Source organism: Streptomyces sp. NPDC002926, assembly GCF_053591755.1.
The window spans coordinates 79,064-96,768 of the sequence record NZ_JBSFUK010000012.1; the positions used below are offsets into that span (position 1 = coordinate 79,064).

The following is a 17,705-nucleotide window of genomic DNA, read 5'->3' on the forward strand; positions in this document are numbered from 1 at the left end:
GCCGTCCGGCAGCACGCTCGGCACGGAGTTGAGTACGGACGCCTGCCACGATCTCCCCCTCCAGGTGACACCGGCAGCGCCGTCGTTCCCCCGTTCTGGGGAAGCCCCGGCCGGGCACCACGGCCACGAGCCTATGGCTGGGACCCTTCGTCCATGGCGCAGATGGAACATTTCGCTGTGCGGCCCGGCTGCGGCCCGGCCGCGGTCGACTCGGTGGCGGCGCGGATGTCCGCGTACGGCTCCGCCTGGCCGGCCGCGGACGGGCTCGCGGTGTTCAACCGGGTCTATCTGACGGTCACCGAGGAGATCGGCCGGCGCATCGACGGCGGAGGTTTCCCCGACCCGCGGGCCGCCACCACCCTGAGCGTGCTCTTCGCCGAGCGCTATCTCTTCGCCGTGGGCGCGACCGCCGACGGTGTACGTCCACCGGCCTGCTGGCGGCCGCTGTTCCAGTACCGCCGTCATCCCGGCGTACGCCCCCTGCAGTTCGCGCTGGCCGGGATCAACGCGCACATCGGGCACGACCTGGCACTTGCCGTGGTGGACACCTGCCATGCGCTCGGCTGCGAACCGGCGGATGTGGAGGGTGAGTTCGAGGGGGTCGGCGACATCCTCGAACTGCTCGAGGAGCGCATCCGCGAGGATCTGATGCCCGGCCCCGATCTGTTGCAGATCGCCGACCCGCTGACCCACCTGGTGGGGTCATGGAGCCTGGAGCGGGCCCGCGAGGGCGCCTGGTCGGCGGCGCGGCTGCTGTGGCGGCTGAGGGATCTTCCGGAGCTGGCCGGGGAGTTCACCGAGCGGCTGGATGCCGGCGTCGGCCTGGTCGGCCGCTGTCTGCTCACGCCCTGGCGCTGATCGGGGGCCCCGGCCACAAGGCGGTTCATGGATTGAGTGCCGTCCGGGGACGGCCGGATCGCGGCCGGCCCCGGACGGCAGGTCGGTCCGCCGACCGGAGCCGGCGGAAGTCGTGGGCGGGTACCCGTCGCCGGGTGACCGCCGGCGGGTCAGTCCTCCGGCAGCTCGACCGGGGCGATCTCGTCGTAGAGGTCGCCGGGGCCCGGGTTGCCCGGGTCGGTCGTGCCGCCGAGGTGTGCCATCACACCCCATACCGCGTTCAGCGCGGTCGTGACGGCGCCCTCCGCCCAGCCCGCCGTCCAGGAGATGTCGTCACCCGCGAGGAATATGCCGCGCTTGTCCTCGGGCAGCCGGTCCTGCATGAAGTGCGTGAACAGACGGCGCTGGTAGCGGTAGTGGCCGGGCAGGTTCGCCTTGAACGCGCCCATGAAGTAGGGCTCGTTCTCCCAGGACACGGTGACCGGGTTGCCGATGATGTGGCTGCGGATGTCGACGTTGGGGTAGATCTCGCCCAGCGACTTCAGCATGACCTCCATCCGCTCGTTCGCGGACAGCGGCAGCCACTTGAGGCTGTCGTCGCACCAGGTGTACGAGAGGCAGATGACGGCCGGCTTGTCGGGCCCGTTGTCCAGCAGGTAGGTACCGCGGGTCATCCGGTCGGTGAGCGTCATCGACATGAGGTCACGGCCGGTCGCGTTGCCCTGGTCGTCGACGGCCTTGTCCAGCCAGAACGGCCGGTCGACCGGGACGAAGAGCTTGGACGACTCCATGTAGTGGGTGCGCTCCATCGCCGTCCAGTGGTCGATCGGGAAGAGCGAGTCGTCGCAGGCGATCTTGGACAGCAGCATCCAGGACTGCGCGGTGAAGATGGCCGCCTTGTACGTGCGGATGTCGCCCGAGGCGTCGGTGACGGTGATCCGGTTGCCCGCGGTGCGGTGCAGTCGGGTCACGGCCGGCCTCGGCTCGCCGCCGTGCAGGGAGGACAGCGAGGTGCCCTGCGCCCAGTGCACGATCTTGGCCGGCTCGCGGTCCCAGAGTCGCAGCGGCAGTTGCTGGCTGCCCTCCACGATGCCGCGGTGGTGGTCGTCGGCCTCGGAGTAGACGACGCGCAGGATCTCCAGGATGGAGTTGGGGAAGTCGGTGTCCCAGCCTCCCGTACCGAAGCCGACCTGGCCGAAGATCTCGCGGTGCCGGAAGGACTTGAAGGCCTCGGACTCGCACAGGAAGCCGTAGAAGGTCTGGTTGTCGAGCTTCTCGACCAGCTTGGCCCAGATCTCGCGGATGCGCGGCACATCGCGCTCCCGCATGGCGCGGTTCATGTCGGAGAAGTCGGCACCCTCCTCCAGACAGGCGTTCCAGGCGTCCATCACATCGCGGTAGACCTGCGGCAGGTCGTCGATGGTCTCGGCGTAGTGCGACTCGCCCTTGAGGTCGACCACGGTCGACGGGGTCGTGGGGGCGAGAGGGTTGGGGAAGGGCTGGGTGGTCAGGCCGACGAGGTCGATGTAGTGCTGCAGCGCGGTGGAGGAGGGCGGGAAGCGCATCGCGCCCATTTCGGCGCTCAGCTCGGGGTCGCAGCCGTCGAAGCCGACGGTGCGCAGCCGGCCGCCGATTTGGTCGGCCTCGTAGAGGACCGGCTTGAGGCCCATCTTCATCAGCTCGTAGGCCGCGACGATGCCGGAGAGGCCGCCGCCGATGACCGCGACCTCGGTGCCGTGCTCGGTCGCCGGTATCTGGCCGAGGCCCGCGGGGTGGGCCAGGAAGTCGTCGTAGGCGTAAGGAAAGTCCGGCCCGAACATGGTGATCGGCGGCTGCTCGTCGGAGTGCTGGACAGCGGTGGTGGGCAGCGTGGACGTCATGGGGTACGGACTCCTTGCGGGAAAGCGTGGTGCGGCGAGCGGGGAGGCGGAGCGGGTCAGGACGTGTAGAGGCCGGGGCGGCGGTCGCGCAGATACGGATTGGCCTCGCGCGAGGCGTACAGCAGGGCGAGGTCCACGTCGCCGACGACCAGTTCCTCACCGCGGCCGGCGCGGACGCGGGTCGTGCCGTCGGGGCTCGCCAGGCAGCTGAGGCCGACGAACTCGAACTCCCCTTCAGGGCCGGTCCTGTTGACGTACGCGATGTACATCTGGCTCTCGAAGGCCCGCACCGGGACCAGGGACTCGGCGACGAACTGGAAGGGGTGCATCTGGGCCGTCGGCACAAGCAGCAGGTCGGTGCCTGCGAGCGCGTGCGCCCTGACGTTCTCCGGGAACTCCACGTCGTAGCAGATCAGCATGCCGACCCGGACTCCGTCGAGCTCGGCCTGTACGACCTGCTGCTCGCCCGGGGTGAACCACTGCTGCTCGAAGCAGCCGAAGAGGTGGGTCTTGCGGTAGTTCGCAAGGCTCCTGCCGTCCCGGCCGATCAGCTGAGCGGAGTTGAAGATCAGCTCCCCCTGGCGCTCGGGGTAGCCGTACATCACCGCGATGCCGTGGCGTTCGGCGATCTCCGCGACGGACCGCGCCGCCGGACCGTCGGCGGGCTCGGCCAGCAGGGGCACCTGGTCACCGATCGCGTACCCGGTCAGGAACATCTCGGGGGAGATCAGCAGTCCGGCACCGGCCTTCGCCGCACGGCCCGCGGCCTCGTCGAGCACCTTGAGGTTCCCGGCGACCGATCCCGGTCGTCCGGAGCTCTGGAGCAGTGCGGTGCGCAGCGGGGACATCGGCGACCTCGGGGCGGTTGATGCGGGGTGAAGAAGACACTAAGACGGTACGTTCCGGACTTCGGCCCGGACAAGGCGCGACCGTTGCGCGCCGATGGCCGATCCGTTGCGCAATGAGCGGTGGTGGCGGCGATTCATTGCGCGTAGCCGTGATCCCGTGACACCAGAAGGTCCGCGGAGCCCGTGGCGGGGTCCGCGGAGCCCTCCCAGCGCACGCGCATGGTGCTGCGGCCGCAGACGGCCCGGCCCCCTCCCCCGGCAGCGCGAAGCTCCACCGCTTCCGGTGTCCACGGGCCGGGGACGGTTCTACGTGGGCGCGCCCGACGTGAAGCGGCGCAGCAGCGGGGAGAGCACCAGCACCGATTTGGTGCGCTCCACGAAGGGCTCGCCCGCGATCCGCTCCAGCACGCGCTCGAAATGGCGCATGTCGGAGGCGAATACCTGGACGATCGCGTCCGCCTCACCGGTGACGGTGGAGGCGGACGCGACCTCCGGGTAGCGCTTCAGAGCCCGTTCGATGGCCGCGGGCGAGGTGTTGCGGCTGCAGTAGATCTCGATGAAGCCCTCGGTCTCCCAGCCGAGAGCCGCCGGGTCCACCCGTACGGTGAACCCGGTGATGGCGCCTTCGGCACGCAGCCGGTCGACCCGCCGCTTGACGGCGGGCGCGGAGAGGCCGACCTCGGAGCCGATGTCCGCGTAGGAGCGGCGGGCATCCTCGGCGAGGGCGTGGACGATGCGTTCGTCGAGATCGTTCAGTCGCACTGTTGCTGAATCACTTCTCTGCTGCGGCCAGTCGGGAACGGCGCATGCCGTAACCGAAGTAGAGCACGAGCCCGACGATCATCCAGCCTCCGAAGACCACCCAGGTGACGCCCGGAAGGCTGACCATCATGTAGAGGCAGAACAGGAGACCCAGGATCGGCGTCACCGGGAACAGCGCCACGCGGAAGGTGCGCGGCATGTCGGGCCGGGTGTACCGCAGAATGACAACGGCCACGTTGACCAGCGCGAACGCGAAGAGCGTGCCGATGCTGGTGGCATTGGCCAGCTCGCCGAGCGGGATGGTGGCGGCGAGCACCCCGCAGAAAAGCGAGACGATCAGCGTGTTGGCGCGCGGGCTCCCGGTGCGGGCGTCGACCTTGGCGAAGACCTTGGGGACAAGACCGTCGCGGGCCATGGCGAACAGGATGCGGGTCTGGCCGTACAGAACGGCGAAGACGACGCTGGCGATGGCCACCACCGCACCCGCGGCGAGGACGACGCTCCAGAAGCTGTGACCGGTGACGTCCTTCATGATCTGCGCCAGGGCCGCATCGGTGCCCTCGAAGTCCTGCCACGGCATGGCGCCGACGGCGACCAGTGCGACCAGGCAGTACAGCACCGTGACGACGAGCAGCGACAGCATGATCGCGCGCGGCAGATCCCGCTTGGGGTTCTTGGCCTCCTCGCCGGCCGTGGAGGCGGCGTCGAAGCCGATGTAGGAGAAGAAGAGGGTGGCCGCGGCCGCGCTGATGCCGGTCACGCCGAGCGGGGCGAGCGGCGTGTAGTTGCCGGCCTTGATGCCCATGAAGCCGATCGTGCAGAACAGAACCAGGGTGACGATCTTCACGACCACCATGATCGTGTTGACCCGGGCGCTCTCCTTGGCCCCGCGCATCAGGAACACCATGGCCAGCAGGATGACGACGAGGGCCGGGAGATTGATGTACCCACCCTCACCGAGGGGGGCGGACACCGAATCGGGGATGGTGAAGCCGAAGGTGCCGTCGAGCAGTTCGTTGAGGTATTCGCCCCAGCCGACGGCGACCGCCGCGACCGAGACGCCGTACTCCAGGATCAGGCACCAGCCGCAGATCCAGGCGACGATCTCGCCCATGGTGGCGTACGAGTACGAGTACGAGGAGCCGGAAACAGGGATGGAGCCGGCCAGCTCGGCGTACGAGAGCGCCGAGAACAGCGCGGTCAGGCCGGCGAGGACGAATGAGATCGCGACGGCCGGGCCGGCCAGCGGCGTGGCCTCGCCGAGCACCACAAAGATTCCGGTGCCCAGGGTGGCGCCGATGCTGATCATGGTCAGCTGCCACATGGTGAGCGAGCGGCGGAGCGTGCCGCCCTCGCCCTGGCCGCCCTCGGCCACCAGAGCCTCGACGGGCTTGCGCCGCATCAGCCGGGAGCCGAAGCTCGTGCTCGGTCCCCGGCTCGGGGCGGACGGTGGCTCGGTTGCGAGTGGCGCTTCGCCGTGGTCCAGCACTGCGGGGGCTCCTTCATGGCTGCGGGTCGGCGACGGATGACCGTCGGCGGCCCGCGGGCATGGCGGATGTGCCCGCGCATGAGGGGAGGGACCGCCGAGCAGGCGATCACCGCCACTCCAGGTACGGGGCCTGAGCCTATGAGCCGTGGCTCGGAACCCGTAATGCATCGTTGTTGCGCATCTGCGGACGATCATTGCGCGATGCCGGGCACCACGGGGAAACATTGCGTCCGGGTGAACGGTGGCTTCACAGCTCCCGCAGCCGGTCGGCGATTTCGCGCAGCAGCTCCGGATCGTTCAGACCTGCGTGGGTGACCGGCGCGGAGACCCGGATCAGGCCGGCATCGACCAGGTCGGCCAACAGGACGCGTACGACGGTGAGGGGCAGATCCGCGTCGGCGGCGATCTCGGCGACCGGACGCGGCTCGCGGCGCACCAGCTCGAGCAGCGAGCTGCGGGCATGGTCGAGCCGCGGCTCGGAACCAGTCGGGTCCACGGCGGTGACCTGCGACATCAGATCGATGGTGTGCTCGGCGGCGGGACGTGTCCGGCCGCCGGCCACGGTGTACGGCCGTACCAGAGGCCCGGTCTCGTCCTCGTACCAGTGGTCGCTCACGGTTTAGGTGTCGGTGGCCTCGGAGGCCGAGCGCGTGGGGACAGCCATATGCCGGCCCACCCGCCTGACCAGCAGCGACATTTCGTGGGCCAGCTGTCCGACATCGGTCTCGGGGTCCGAGAGCACCGCAAGCCGGCTGCCGTCGCCGGCCGGAGTGATGAAGAGGAAGGCGTGGTCGAGCATCACCATCGTCTGCCGCACGGACCCGGCCCCGAAGCGGTTGCCGGCCTCCTTGGCGAGGCTGTGGAAGCCCGCGCAGACGGCGGAGAGATGCTCGATGTCCTTCCTGGCCATCCCTTTGGAGGCGCTGCTGACCAGACCGTCCGCGGTCAGCAGCACCGCCTGGAGCACATGGTCGGTCCTGGCCAGCAGATCGTCGAGCAGCCAGCCGAGGCCGGACCGGTCCTCCGTGGGTTCGTCAGCCATCGTCGTGTGTCCCTTCATCGGTCGTACGGGGGCGCGGCGCTGCCCCCGGCGACGCGGGTCCTGCGGGATCTCCCTTGCGGCCGCGATCGAGACCGCGCTGGAAGGACCCGAAGATCGAGCGCATCTCTTCAGGGGACACCTCACGGTCGCTGTCCTCGGCCGCTGCGGACGGTGCGTCGCGCAGCGGGGCGGCGAGCGATGCCTGGCGCACCCGGGTCGGCAGTCCGAGTGCCTGCGGGGCGGGCTCGGGCGGCTGCGGGGCGGGCTGTGCCCGCGGCTCCTCCGGGGCCCGGGCGTGAACCGGCTGTACGACCTCCAGCGCCCGGGGTACTGCTGTCGGCAGGGCACGGACCGGGGCGGGCTGTGGCCTGTCCGCCGACTCCCTTTCCTGGGCCGACGGGGCCGAGGGGCCCGACGGGGCCGGCTCGACGGGAGCGAGGATCGGGTGGGGCAGCAGCACCACGGCCGTGGTGCCGCCGTACGGCGAGCGGGTGAGGGTGACCCCGATGCCGTGCCGCTCGGCGAGCCGGCCCACGACATAGAGGCCGAGGCGCTCGTCCTGTGCCGGGTCGAAGTCGCGGGGCCGCGCGAGCGTCCGGTGCGCCTGGTCCAGTTCGTCCGCGTCCATACCGAGCCCGCGGTCGTCGATCTCCAGCACGAATCCGTTGCCGGCCCGGCCGGTGCGCATGGTGACCTGGGTGTGCGGCGGGGAGAACACCGTGGCGTTCTCGACAAGTTCGGCGACGAGGTGCACCACGTCGGCGACCGCCTCGGCGCTGATGCCCACGGCCGGCATCGGTGGCACCACGACCCGGGTGTAGTCCTCGATCTCGCCCACCGCGGCGGCCACGATGTCCACCACGGGTACCGGCTTGCGCCAGCGTCGTCCCGGCGTGGCCCCGGAGAGGATGATGAGCCCCTCCGCGTGGCGTCGCATCCGGGTCGTCAGATGGTCGATCCGGAACAGGTCCTCGAGTGTGTCCGGGTCGGTGGTGCGGCGTTCCAGAGTGTCGACGAGCTTCGACTGCCGGTGCACCAGGGCCTGGTTGCGGCGGGCGATGTTGAGCAGTACGGCGAAGACGCCACGGCGCAGGGTCGCCTGTTTCACGGCGGCTTCGACGGCTGCCAGCCGGGCGGTGTTGAGTGCCTGGCCGACCTGGCCGATCTCGTCAAGACCCCTGTCGTCGTCGCCGAAGTCCAGCGGCGGCGCGGCAGCGGCCGCATCCACCTCCTCGCCCGCGCCGAGCCGTTCCATCACATCGGGCAGCTGCCGAGTGGCGAGCACCTCGGCGGCGTCGCGCAGCTCCTCCAGGCGGCGCGAGATGCGCCGGCCGCTGGTGACCGAGAACCAGATCGACAGGCCCACCGCGATCAGTCCGAGCAGACCCACGACCGCGGCCTTGACCATCTCCCGGTAGGCGAAGGCCCGGCCGCGGTCGGCGGTGTTCAGCGCCGAATCGGTGCACAGCAGCATGTACCGCTTGACCGCACGGTCCGTCGTGGTCCGCCAGGAGTCGGCGGCCATGGCCCTGCCGGCACCGGACGCGCCGGCCCGCAGCAGAGCGTCCTCACCGGCTGTCAGCGCGCGGTACTCCGCGCTCGCCTCGAAGTCCGTGAACAGCTTCCTGGAGTCGTCCGGGAGGTCGGGGACGTACGTGCGGTGAAAGACCCGCCGGTCCTCGATGGTGGCGGTGAGCGCGTCGTACTGGCGGTCGGTGAGACTTCCGGCGGCACGCGCCCCGGCGACCAGGGCGTCCTCACGGGAGACGAACTCCCGCACACGCACCAGCTCGACGACGACCTGCCCCTCTCGGGCGAGCTGGCCGGCCTGCAGGGCGGTGAGCGTGGACTGCACGTCGAAGGTCGGCTGGACGAGGGTGGTGTACGCGTCGACGGCGTCCGCCCAGGAGATCGCCCGGTCCAGCACCCGCCCACGCAGGTCCTCCAGGCCGTCGACGGCGGCGGCCATCTCGTCGAGCGACTGCCGCTGGCGCTCGGTGAGGTCCGCACGCCGCTCCCGGTCGCCGATCGCGTCCCGCATGGCGCCGACGGCCTCGTCGGTCGAACGCTGCTGCCCGGTCAGCGCGGCGACGGTGGCCGGGCCGTCGTTCCGCCCCGCTCCCAGATACTCGGCGGTGAGCCTGCGTTCGATCTGGATCTGCCCCACGGCGGTGTCGACCGGGGTGCCGAAGTCCTCGTACACGCTCTGGACCCGGATCAGAGCCCTTAGGTCGCCGGTTACCGAGACCATGGCGAAGGTCCACAGCGCCATCAGAGCGATGACGGGTATGACCGTCAGAGTCACGATCCGGCCGCGGATCGTGGGGCGGCCCCATCGCCGGCGCATGGTCTCCCCAGAACATAGGACAACGGATCGGGGGCAACAGATCAACGATGGTTACCCCCCGGTAAGCGCAGTCAAGCTACGCGATTTGGCATGCGCAACGCAATGTTCCTGCAGGTAACGGCGGGGGGCTCCGGAGGGGTCCGGCAACGGACTCCGCGGACACCCGCCATGTCCGGCGCATGGTGCCGCGCCGGACTGGACAGTGTTGGGACCGGACAGTGGTCGTGCGGTTCCCGCACCCGACCTTGGGAGGCCCGCGTGACCTGGCTCGACCCCGGACCCTTTCTGCGAGGCGTGGCCTGGCTGGACCATGGGCGCGCGGTGCGCGCGGACCCGGCCGACCTGGGCCGGCTGCCGTGGGACGCCGGCGAGCGGGCCGCACTGCCCACCGGCGTACGGCTGGAATTCACGGCGGACGGCGCGGACGCGGTCGAGATCCGCTTCCGCGCCGCCGTGCCGGGTCCGACCGACGCGCTACGGGATCTCGCGCACTGCTTCGCGCTCTGGCAGGGCGACGGCTGTGTGTCCGAGACCTTCACCGACCCGGCCGAGGAGGCGGTCGTCACGATCAGCCTGCCCGGCGGCACCAGGGGCCCGTTCACCGTCCATCCGCCCGAGGCCCAGTCCCCCGTGATCCTGGGCGTACGAGCGATCGGTGGCACGGTCACGCCCGCCGCGCCGCGCCCGCGCTGGCTCGTCCACGGCGACTCCATCACCGAGGGCTGGTGGTCCACCCGCCCCGCCCACTCCTGGCCGGCGATCGTCGGCCGCACCCTCGGCGTGGACACCGTCAACCTCGGGTACGCGGGCGGCGCCCGGGGCGAGCTGGCCACGGCGCAGCAACTGTCGGCATTGCCCGCCGATGTGATCACTCTGGCTTTCGGCACCAACTGCTGGACCGGCATTCCCTGTTCCGTCCCGCTCCTGTACGAGACGACGCGCGCGTTCATCGAGCTCGTACGCCAGGGGCACCCGGACATCCCGCTCCTGCTGGTCTCCCCAGTACTGCGCCCCGACGCCGAGGAGACCGCGAATCCGCTCGGCGCCACCCTCGCCGAGTTGCGTACGGCAATGGAGGAGGCCGTCCGCGACCGTATCGCCGACGGGTCCGGCGACCAGCGGCTCACGCTGCTGCCAGGACGCGATCTGCTCGGTCCCGGGCAGCTGGCCGACGGCGTGCACCCCAATGACGAGGGGCATGCCGTGCTGGCCGCCGCGGTCGCCGGCGCACTCCGCCCGGCGATCTCGTCAGCCCGGCCGTCCGACACGTAATGTTCACTGGCTGATAAAAGTGCGACAACCGGGGTATGCGAGCGGTGATGAACGCAGAGCCGCATGTGGTGATCGAGGAATCGCCACACAAAGACAGCGCGGGGGCCCGCCATGCCACCGCGGACTTCCTGTCGCAGTACTGCCCCTGGGTCGACGGGGACGCGGTGCTGCTTGTCGTCGCCGAGCTGGTCGCCAACGCGATGCGGCACACGGCCGGATGGTGGCGGCTGCACCTGACGGCGGGGCAGGACACGCTGGTGGTGGAGATAGACGACTCCAGCCCGCTGCCCCCCGTACCGCGCGAGCCCGATTTCGCCGGCGGCGGCGGTTTCGGCTGGCACATGGTGCTCCGGCTCGCGAGCCGCGTGGAGGTCTGCCCGCTGCCGTACGGCAAGAGGGTGCAGGCCACCTGGATGCGACCGGTCTCGGTTCGGACCGCCTGCTGATCCCAGCACCGCCGGTCCCGGAACACGCCGCTGATTCCCGGACCCGGAGCACGGGGAAGCGGGCACGCGGAAGCGGCGTCCCGGTCAGTCGGAACGCCGCTTTTCCCGTGGGGGGAACTGGTGATGCGCGGGGCGGAGTCTCACTCCACCACGAGCAGGCCGTCACGCAGCCGTGAGGTGATGCGCGTCAGCAGCCGGGACACATGCATCTGGGAAACGCCGAGTTCCACGCCTATCTCCGACTGGGTCATCTCCGCTCCGAAGCGCATCTGGAGGATCCTCTTTTCGCGGTCGTCGAGTTCCTCGATGAGCGGCTTGAGCGCCTGGACGTTCTCCGCGGTCTCCAGGTCGGCGTCGGGCGCGCCGAGCCGGTCGGACAGCGGCGTCGGCGTGTGGTCGGACGCGTCGTCCACGGGCATGTCGATCGAGCCGGCCGTGTAGCCGTTGCTGGCGACCACGCCCTCGATGATCTCTTCCTCGTCGAGTCCGAGGTACTCGGCCAGTTCGGCGGTCCTCGGCGCGCGGTCGAGCCTCTGGGAGAGTTCGTCGGTGGCCTTGGCCAGATCGATCCGCAACTCCTGGAGCCGGCGCGGCACATGCACGGCCCAGCTCGTATCGCGGAAGAACCGCTTGATCTCGCCGACGATGTACGGGACGGCGAAGGTCGCGAACTCCACCTCGCGGCTCAGCTCGAACCGGTCGATCGCCTTGATCAGGCCGATGGTGCCGACCTGGACGATGTCCTCCATCTGCTCCGCGCGGTTACGGAAGCGGCCGGCCGCGTATCTGACAAGCGCCAGATTGAGTTCGATGAGGGTGTTCCGTACGTATTGGTGCTCGTGCGTCCCCTCGTCCAGCTCGGCGAGCCGAACGAAGAAGAGCCTCGAGATCGCGCGTGCGTCCTTGGGTGCGACCTCCCCCGGTTTCCGAACATCCGGAAGATCCAGCTCCGCCATGTTCAGGCGCTGTGTACCAGGCTGCGTGAGTTCGGCCGGGACCGTGCTCGCCGTGGACACTTCGTCCTCCCCTGCTCCGTGGTCAGTGCAGAGCGCGTATACCCCGTCCTGCTCCACACATGCCTGGGCAGTCGAGTTGACGCCGAACAACACGTCCGGCCCGGGCGGCGAGCGCGCGGGCCGGACGTTGAATGGGCTGCGACTAGATCCAGCTGGCGTGCAGCGGCTGGCCCTCGGCGTAGCCCGCGGCGCTCTGAATGCCGACGATCGCCTTCTCGGCGAACTCCTCGAGGGAGCCGGCGCCGGCGTAGGTGCAGGAGGAGCGGACACCGGCGATGATCGAGTCGATCAGGTCCTCGACACCGGGGCGGGCCGGGTCGAGGAACATCCGCGAGGTGGAGATGCCCTCCTCGAACAGCCCCTTGCGGGCCCGGTCGTACGCCGACTCCTCGCTCGTACGGTTACGGACGGCGCGCGCGGACGCCATGCCGAAGGACTCCTTGTACAGACGCCCGTCGGGGGCCTGCTGGAGGTCGCCCGGCGACTCGTACGTACCGGCGAACCAGGAGCCGACCATGACGTTGGACGCGCCGGCGGCGAGCGCCATGGCGACGTCGCGCGGGTGGCGCACTCCGCCGTCGGCCCAGACGTGCTTGCCGAACTTTTTGGCCTCGGCGGCGCACTCCAGCACGGCCGAGAACTGCGGCCGCCCCACGCCGGTCATCATGCGGGTGGTGCACATGGCGCCGGGGCCGACACCGACCTTGATGATGTCCGCGCCGGCCTCGATGAGATCGCGTACGCCCTCGGCGGCGACGATGTTGCCCGCGACGATCGGCACCCGCGGGTCGAGCGCGCGGACCGTCCTGATCGCGCTGATCATCGACTCCTGATGGCCGTGCGCGGTGTCGATGACGAGCGTGTCCACGCCCGCGTCGAGGAGCTGCTTGGCCTTGCCCGCCACATCGCCGTTGATGCCGACGGCGGCGGCGATGCGCAGCTTGCCGTTCTTGTCGACGGCGGGGCTGTAGAGGGTCGCGCGCAGCGCGCCCTTGCGGGTGAGGATGCCGGCGAGGCGGCCGTCCTTGTCCACGGCGGGGGCGTAGCGGCGGTTGGCGTGGTCGAGCTTGTTGAAGGCGTCGCGCGGGTCGATGTCCGCCTCGAGCAGCAGCAGGTCCCGGGACATGACCTCGGACAGCTGCGTGAAGCGGTCCACGCCGGACAGGTCGGCGTCGGTGACGACACCGATCGGCCGGTGGTCCGCATCGACGACGACGCCCGCTTCGTGCGCCCGCTTCGGCAGCAGGGACAGCGCGTCGGCGACGGTCTGACCGGCGGCGAGCACGATCGGGGTGTCGAGCACGAGGTGGCGCGTCTTGACCCAGGAGATGACGTCGGTGACGACGTCGATCGGGATGTCCTGGGGGATGACGACAAGACCACCGCGGCGGGCGAGCGTCTCGGCCATACGGCGGCCCGCGATGGCGGTCATGTTCGCGACGACCAGCGGGATGGTCGTGCCGGTGCCGTCGGGAGCGGAGAGGTCGACGGCCTGGCGGGAGCCGACGGCCGAGCGGCTCGGCACCATGAACACGTCGTCGTACGTGAGGTCGTACGGCGGCTTCAGGTCATTGAGGAAACGCACGTGCTGATCATCCCAGTCGATCGGAGTTGGCCCCCGGTCATCTCAGCCGGGGAAATCGCACGTACTTCATTCTCCCATGCCCATACGCATGTGCGGGCTGGGAGAAAGGTCCAGCTCACAGCCGTGCGGTCGAGCGGATCCTCCAAACGCGTCCCGCCGGGTGTCCGGGGCGGCGTGCGGCTCAACGCCCGCGCCGCGGCCCGGACGGCATCAGGGCCGTGGAAGACGTCAGCGGGCACAGGCGGCCGGACGACGAGCCAAGGACGGTACTCCGCACGGGCTTGGGCGACCGGGTCGCCCGCGTCCACTGTTCGTTCCCGGCGCTCCTCCCGCTACCCACCGGCCGGTGCGGTCCGGCCGCACCGCACCGATCCGGCATGCGGCAGCGTTCAGCCCGGCGCACGAGGCGCGGTGCCGCTCGGGCTGCCGGCCCCCGACCGCTGTCCGGCAGTCCTCCTGCGAACCGTCCCCCGTCAGTCGTCGGGGTCGGCCCGGTCGAGTGCGGGCCGCGGTCCCGGCGGGGCGGTGAGCAGATGGTCGGCTGCCGCCGTGTCCGTCACCAGGCTGGTGACCAGACCGGAGCGCAGCACGGCAGCGATCGCCTCCGCCTTGCGCTGGCCGCCCGCGATCGCCACCACCTCGGGGATACGGCGCAGCCGGTCTGCCTCGACCGTGATGCACCGCTCGCCCAGGTCGCGGCCGACCCGACGGCCCTCCGCGTCGAAGAGGTGCGCGGACATCTCGGCGGCGACGCCGAGCGAGGCGTAGTGCGCGCGCTCCTCGTCGGTGAGCATGTCGTGCACGGTCGAGATACCCGGCTCCCAGGAGCCGATGGAGACCGCGGCGACGGTGACCTTGTCGAAGTACTCGAAAGCGCGGGCGATCCCGGTCTGATTGCGCAGCGCGGCGGCGGTCGCCGGGTCGGGCAGCAGCATCGGGGCGTAGATGGGGTGGGCCTCGCCACCGGAGACCTGCGCGGCACGCCGCACCGCCTCGACGGAGCCGCGTTCGGCGGTCCCCGCGTCGTACACGCCCGTGAGCTGCACGACCGTGCACGGCGGCAGCCGGTCGAGCGCGGCCGCCATATGGATGGTGGACCGGCCCCAGGCCAGACCCAGCACATCGCCCTCGTTCACCAGCTCGCCGAGCAGGTCGGCGGCCACCTCGCCCAGGTTCTCCGGGTCGGGCGACTCTTCCTCGCCCTCCGCCGGGGACTCGACGACGACCGCGTGCCGCAGGCCATAGCGGGCGCGGAGCGCGTCGGAGCGCTCCGCGTCCAGCTCGGCGGGTACGCGGATCTCGATCCGTACGAGATCACGCTCGAGCGCCGTCTCCAGGACCCGCGCGACCTTGAAGCGGCTTACGCCGAACTCCTCCGCGATCTGGATCTTGGATTTGCCCTCGAGGTAGAAGCGGCGGGCCATGGCCGCCGCCTGCACCAGCTCAGCGGGTCCCATCCGCATGGCTGATCGGCCCGTCGACACCGCGATCTCCTCACTGCTGTACACACTCCGGATCCGTCATCCTGTCAGATCCGCCGGACCTTGATCGGCCCTGATGGGCCGAGTTCACTTGCTTGTGGCTCAGTGGTTGCAAGCCCAGGGCGCCGACGAGAGGGTCTGCTGCGCCTTGCCGCGCAGCGCCCGCACCGCCTGCGCCGGATCCTGCGCCCCGTACACCGCCGAACCGGCGACGAACACGTCCGCGCCGGCCTCGGCGCAGCGCTCGATCGTCGCGTCCGAGACCCCGCCGTCGACCTGCAGCCACAGCTCGAGGCCGTGCTTGGAGATCAGCTCCCTGGTGCGGCGGATCTTGGGCAGCATGATGTCCAGGAAGGCCTGGCCGCCGAAGCCGGGCTCCACGGTCATGATCAGCAGCATGTCGAGCTCGGGGAGCAGGTCCTCGTACGGCTCGATGGGGGTGGCGGGCTTGAGCGCCATCGACGCGCGGGCGCCCTTGGCCCGGATCTCGCGCGCCAGCCGTACCGGAGCGGCGGCGGCCTCGACATGGAAGGTGACGGACCCGGCCCCCGCTTCGACGTACTGCGGGGCCCACCGATCGGGGTCCTCGATCATCAGATGGCAGTCCAGCGGGGTGTCCGTCGCGCGGCTGAGGGATTCCACGATCGGGACGCCCAGGGTGAGGTTGGGCACGAAGTGGTTGTCCATGACATCGACATGGAGCCAGTCGGCGCCCTCGACGGCTTTGGCCTCCTCCGCCAGGCGGGAGAAGTCGGCGGAGAGGATACTGGGGCTGATCTGAACGGCCATGTGCCAAGCCTGCCATGTTCCGGGGCTCTTCCCCTCCTCGGTAGGCCTCCCGGTACGGACCAGAGACTTCCGGGATCAGCACAGTCCGCGCAATCCCGGCGATTCGTCCGGTACCCCGGGGCAATTGGGGGGCGCTGCCGGCGTCCTCCCAGCCCTGCTCGCCTGGACGCCGCCGCCTTTCGGGCGGCAGTCGCGGCCCGGGCAGGCGGGTGCCGGCCGGCGGGCTCGGCCGGTGGAGCAGGAGGGGCGACGGGGCGGATGTCGACACTGGCGGTGTCCTGGGCCCACACGCCCCGTGGGTCTTCCAGGGCTACGTACGTCTCGGTGCGGTCGGTCTGCCGTAGGCCCACCCGGTGCCACCGCAGTCCTCCCGCCGTTCCTGAGCAAACCTGCGTGGCGGCTACCGCGGCAGCCGAGGGACTCACCGCGACGCCCTCAACGCATCAGCCGAATTCGACGGTGACGCGCTCGAAGCCGAGCGAGCGCAGCAGTCCCTCGAGCATGCTCGTGGTGTTCTTCTCCGCCCGCGCAGTGAGCTCGCTGTGCTTCGCCGCCTCACCGATGTGCTGGGCGGCCAGCCGGTGCACGGCCCGCTCGTCGGCCGGATTGTCCGAGAAGAGGTCGCCGAGACGGTCCAGCAGTCCACGCTCCTTGGACACCGCGTACGAGCGCTCGGGGTCCAGAGCGGGGCTGCCGAGGCGGGCGTGCGGCAGACGCAGCACGGCCTCGGTGCGGTCGGAGTTCACCCGGATGTCCTCGTCGTCCAGCTTTCCCAGCTCGACGTAGGCGCCGACCGAACCCGCGGCCACGTAGAGGGTCCGCGTACCCCGGATGGCGTCGGGCAGGAACTTCGCGTCCTTCTCGAAGTCGACGACCACCTGGAAGTCGCCGGCGGCGCCCTCGTAACGGCTCATGTCCTTAATGGACTTGAGCAGCGCGGGACCCGTCCTGTCACGGGTCTCGTCGCCGAAGAGATCACCGAAGCCCGGGAACGGGCTGAGCCGGCCGATGAGCGCGAGAAGCGCCAGCAGCAGGGCGACCACGACGACCGGCTTCACCCAACGCCTCGGCGCCGGGGCCGGTTGCCGGTGCTGTTCCTCCGTGTGCGGTGTGGAAGTCTTCACCTGACTTCGGGTGCCCCCGTCGCCGGCAACCACTCCGGCGTGACGGCAAATACGGCTTCGCCCGGGGATGTTGCCCGTGCCGTCCTGCCGGGAAGCGGCGCGGGCAACGCCTTGCGCATCGGCTCGCCCGACCGGGCGCCGGACCGGACGCCGAGGCCGCCGACGGCTCGCAGGAGAAAAGCCGCACAACAACGCTGACGCGCTTTCCCCCGTCGGGTCGCCGACCGATGTCGACGTTGCAGGCGACGCGAAAGATGGTTCGCCGGCCCTGCTCACGAGCGATGCTGAGCGGTGACGCGCACTCATTCCGAGACGCCGCAGCCGACCCCGTCGGCGCGGTGTAGGTTCTCATTTCCCATGGCCACTGGCGACTGCCTGGCCTCCAAGTCCTTAGTTGTCTCACTAAGTGGCCAGCCTTGATTCGTCTCGCGATCTTGGCCAATCTCGTTGGCGTACGGAGCGAGGGGTCTTGCCGCACTTGTGGTTGGCCGTGCCTGGCCGCGGTCGCCTCGAGAAGTGCAGGGGCTTCCGGCAACCAGGCTCTCCGGTGTGAGGTGCATCGCGAGCTGCTGCGGCCAGGGCAGGCCGGCCGGCCGGCCGGCCGGGAAACGGTCGCGGAGAAGCCGCGACCGCCACCCACCGTTTTACCAGCTGGCCGAAGCGAGTCGAAGTCGATCTCCTCCGCCGCATGGACGCGGAAGATCGCCAACACAACAAGCTGCTGGCAAGACCCCGCAGCTCCGGGCACTGAGCCGGGCGGTGCCGTACTTCCTCCGCCCGGGGCACA

At 70.3% G+C, this 17,705-nt stretch carries 15 protein-coding genes; 3 read left to right on the plus strand and 12 right to left on the minus strand.

All coding sequences use genetic code 11. The features are described 5' to 3' along the window. Window positions 1-153 precede the first annotated feature (153 nt). Window positions 154-858 (plus strand): DUF5995 family protein, encoded by a 705-nt coding sequence (locus ACWDZ6_RS20230; RefSeq protein ID WP_451503952.1) that lies wholly within the window; start codon window positions 154-156, stop codon window positions 856-858. Window positions 859-1,007: 149 nt separating this feature from the next. Here ACWDZ6_RS20230 and ACWDZ6_RS20235 read toward each other — a convergent pair whose 3' ends face one another. The 7 genes from ACWDZ6_RS20235 to ACWDZ6_RS20265 all read right to left on the minus strand — a co-directional run bounded on the left by ACWDZ6_RS20235 (window position 1,008) and on the right by ACWDZ6_RS20265 (window position 9,205). After that, window positions 1,008-2,717, minus strand: a complete 1,710-nt coding sequence (locus tag ACWDZ6_RS20235; protein ID WP_451503953.1) for a flavin monoamine oxidase family protein — start codon at window positions 2,715-2,717, stop codon at window positions 1,008-1,010. A 56-nt stretch (window positions 2,718-2,773) separates the two neighbouring features. After that, complete coding sequence (locus ACWDZ6_RS20240) at window positions 2,774-3,565, minus strand: carbon-nitrogen hydrolase family protein (protein WP_451503954.1); 792 nt, start codon at window positions 3,563-3,565, stop codon at window positions 2,774-2,776. A gap of 306 nt (window positions 3,566-3,871) precedes the next feature. Next, window positions 3,872-4,327, minus strand: a complete 456-nt coding sequence (locus ACWDZ6_RS20245; protein ID WP_326648552.1) for an Lrp/AsnC family transcriptional regulator — start codon at window positions 4,325-4,327, stop codon at window positions 3,872-3,874. A gap of 10 nt (window positions 4,328-4,337) precedes the next feature. Further along, window positions 4,338-5,816, minus strand: a complete 1,479-nt coding sequence (locus tag ACWDZ6_RS20250; RefSeq protein ID WP_451503955.1) for an amino acid permease — start codon at window positions 5,814-5,816, stop codon at window positions 4,338-4,340. A 247-nt stretch (window positions 5,817-6,063) separates the two neighbouring features. Further along, window positions 6,064-6,432, minus strand: coding sequence for a DUF742 domain-containing protein (locus tag ACWDZ6_RS20255; protein WP_389182779.1), 369 nt, complete (start codon window positions 6,430-6,432; stop codon window positions 6,064-6,066). 3 nt (window positions 6,433-6,435) lie between these two features. Next, entirely contained in the window at window positions 6,436-6,858 is a 423-nt protein-coding gene (locus ACWDZ6_RS20260) for a roadblock/LC7 domain-containing protein (protein ID WP_366732535.1), read from the minus strand. After that, window positions 6,851-9,205, minus strand: coding sequence for a nitrate- and nitrite sensing domain-containing protein (locus tag ACWDZ6_RS20265; protein WP_451503956.1), 2,355 nt, complete (start codon window positions 9,203-9,205; stop codon window positions 6,851-6,853). Before ACWDZ6_RS20265 ends, ACWDZ6_RS20260 begins: the two co-directional genes overlap by 8 nt. A gap of 258 nt (window positions 9,206-9,463) precedes the next feature. On the opposite strand from ACWDZ6_RS20265, the gene ACWDZ6_RS20270 reads away from it, so the two are divergent. Further along, on the plus strand, window positions 9,464-10,477 hold the full coding sequence (locus tag ACWDZ6_RS20270) for a GDSL-type esterase/lipase family protein (RefSeq protein WP_451503957.1): 1,014 nt from the start codon (window positions 9,464-9,466) through the stop codon (window positions 10,475-10,477). A gap of 47 nt (window positions 10,478-10,524) precedes the next feature. After that, the gene (locus tag ACWDZ6_RS20275; protein WP_389182788.1) at window positions 10,525-10,923 is read left to right on the plus strand and encodes an ATP-binding protein; all 399 of its coding nucleotides are present in this window, start codon (window positions 10,525-10,527) and stop codon (window positions 10,921-10,923) included. A gap of 140 nt (window positions 10,924-11,063) precedes the next feature. Here ACWDZ6_RS20275 and ACWDZ6_RS20280 read toward each other — a convergent pair whose 3' ends face one another. From ACWDZ6_RS20280 to ACWDZ6_RS20300, 5 genes are all read right to left on the minus strand, one after another. Further along, the gene (locus tag ACWDZ6_RS20280; protein WP_451503958.1) at window positions 11,064-11,939 is read right to left on the minus strand and encodes an RNA polymerase sigma factor SigF; all 876 of its coding nucleotides are present in this window, start codon (window positions 11,937-11,939) and stop codon (window positions 11,064-11,066) included. Window positions 11,940-12,081: 142 nt separating this feature from the next. Continuing rightward, a complete protein-coding gene (locus tag ACWDZ6_RS20285; RefSeq protein ID WP_389182794.1) occupies window positions 12,082-13,524 on the minus strand; it encodes a GuaB1 family IMP dehydrogenase-related protein in 1,443 nt (480 codons plus the stop codon). Window positions 13,525-13,997: 473 nt separating this feature from the next. Continuing rightward, window positions 13,998-15,032 carry a sugar-binding transcriptional regulator gene (locus tag ACWDZ6_RS20290; protein WP_326648559.1) on the minus strand — a complete coding sequence of 345 codons (1,035 nt, stop codon included), beginning with the start codon at window positions 15,030-15,032 and terminating at the stop codon, window positions 13,998-14,000. A 75-nt stretch (window positions 15,033-15,107) separates the two neighbouring features. Next, a complete protein-coding gene (rpe, locus tag ACWDZ6_RS20295) occupies window positions 15,108-15,794 on the minus strand; it encodes a ribulose-phosphate 3-epimerase (protein ID WP_326648560.1) in 687 nt (228 codons plus the stop codon). Between the two features lie 443 nt (window positions 15,795-16,237). Continuing rightward, on the minus strand, window positions 16,238-16,918 hold the full coding sequence (locus ACWDZ6_RS20300) for a DUF4230 domain-containing protein (RefSeq protein ID WP_389182798.1): 681 nt from the start codon (window positions 16,916-16,918) through the stop codon (window positions 16,238-16,240). Window positions 16,919-17,705 lie beyond the last annotated feature (787 nt).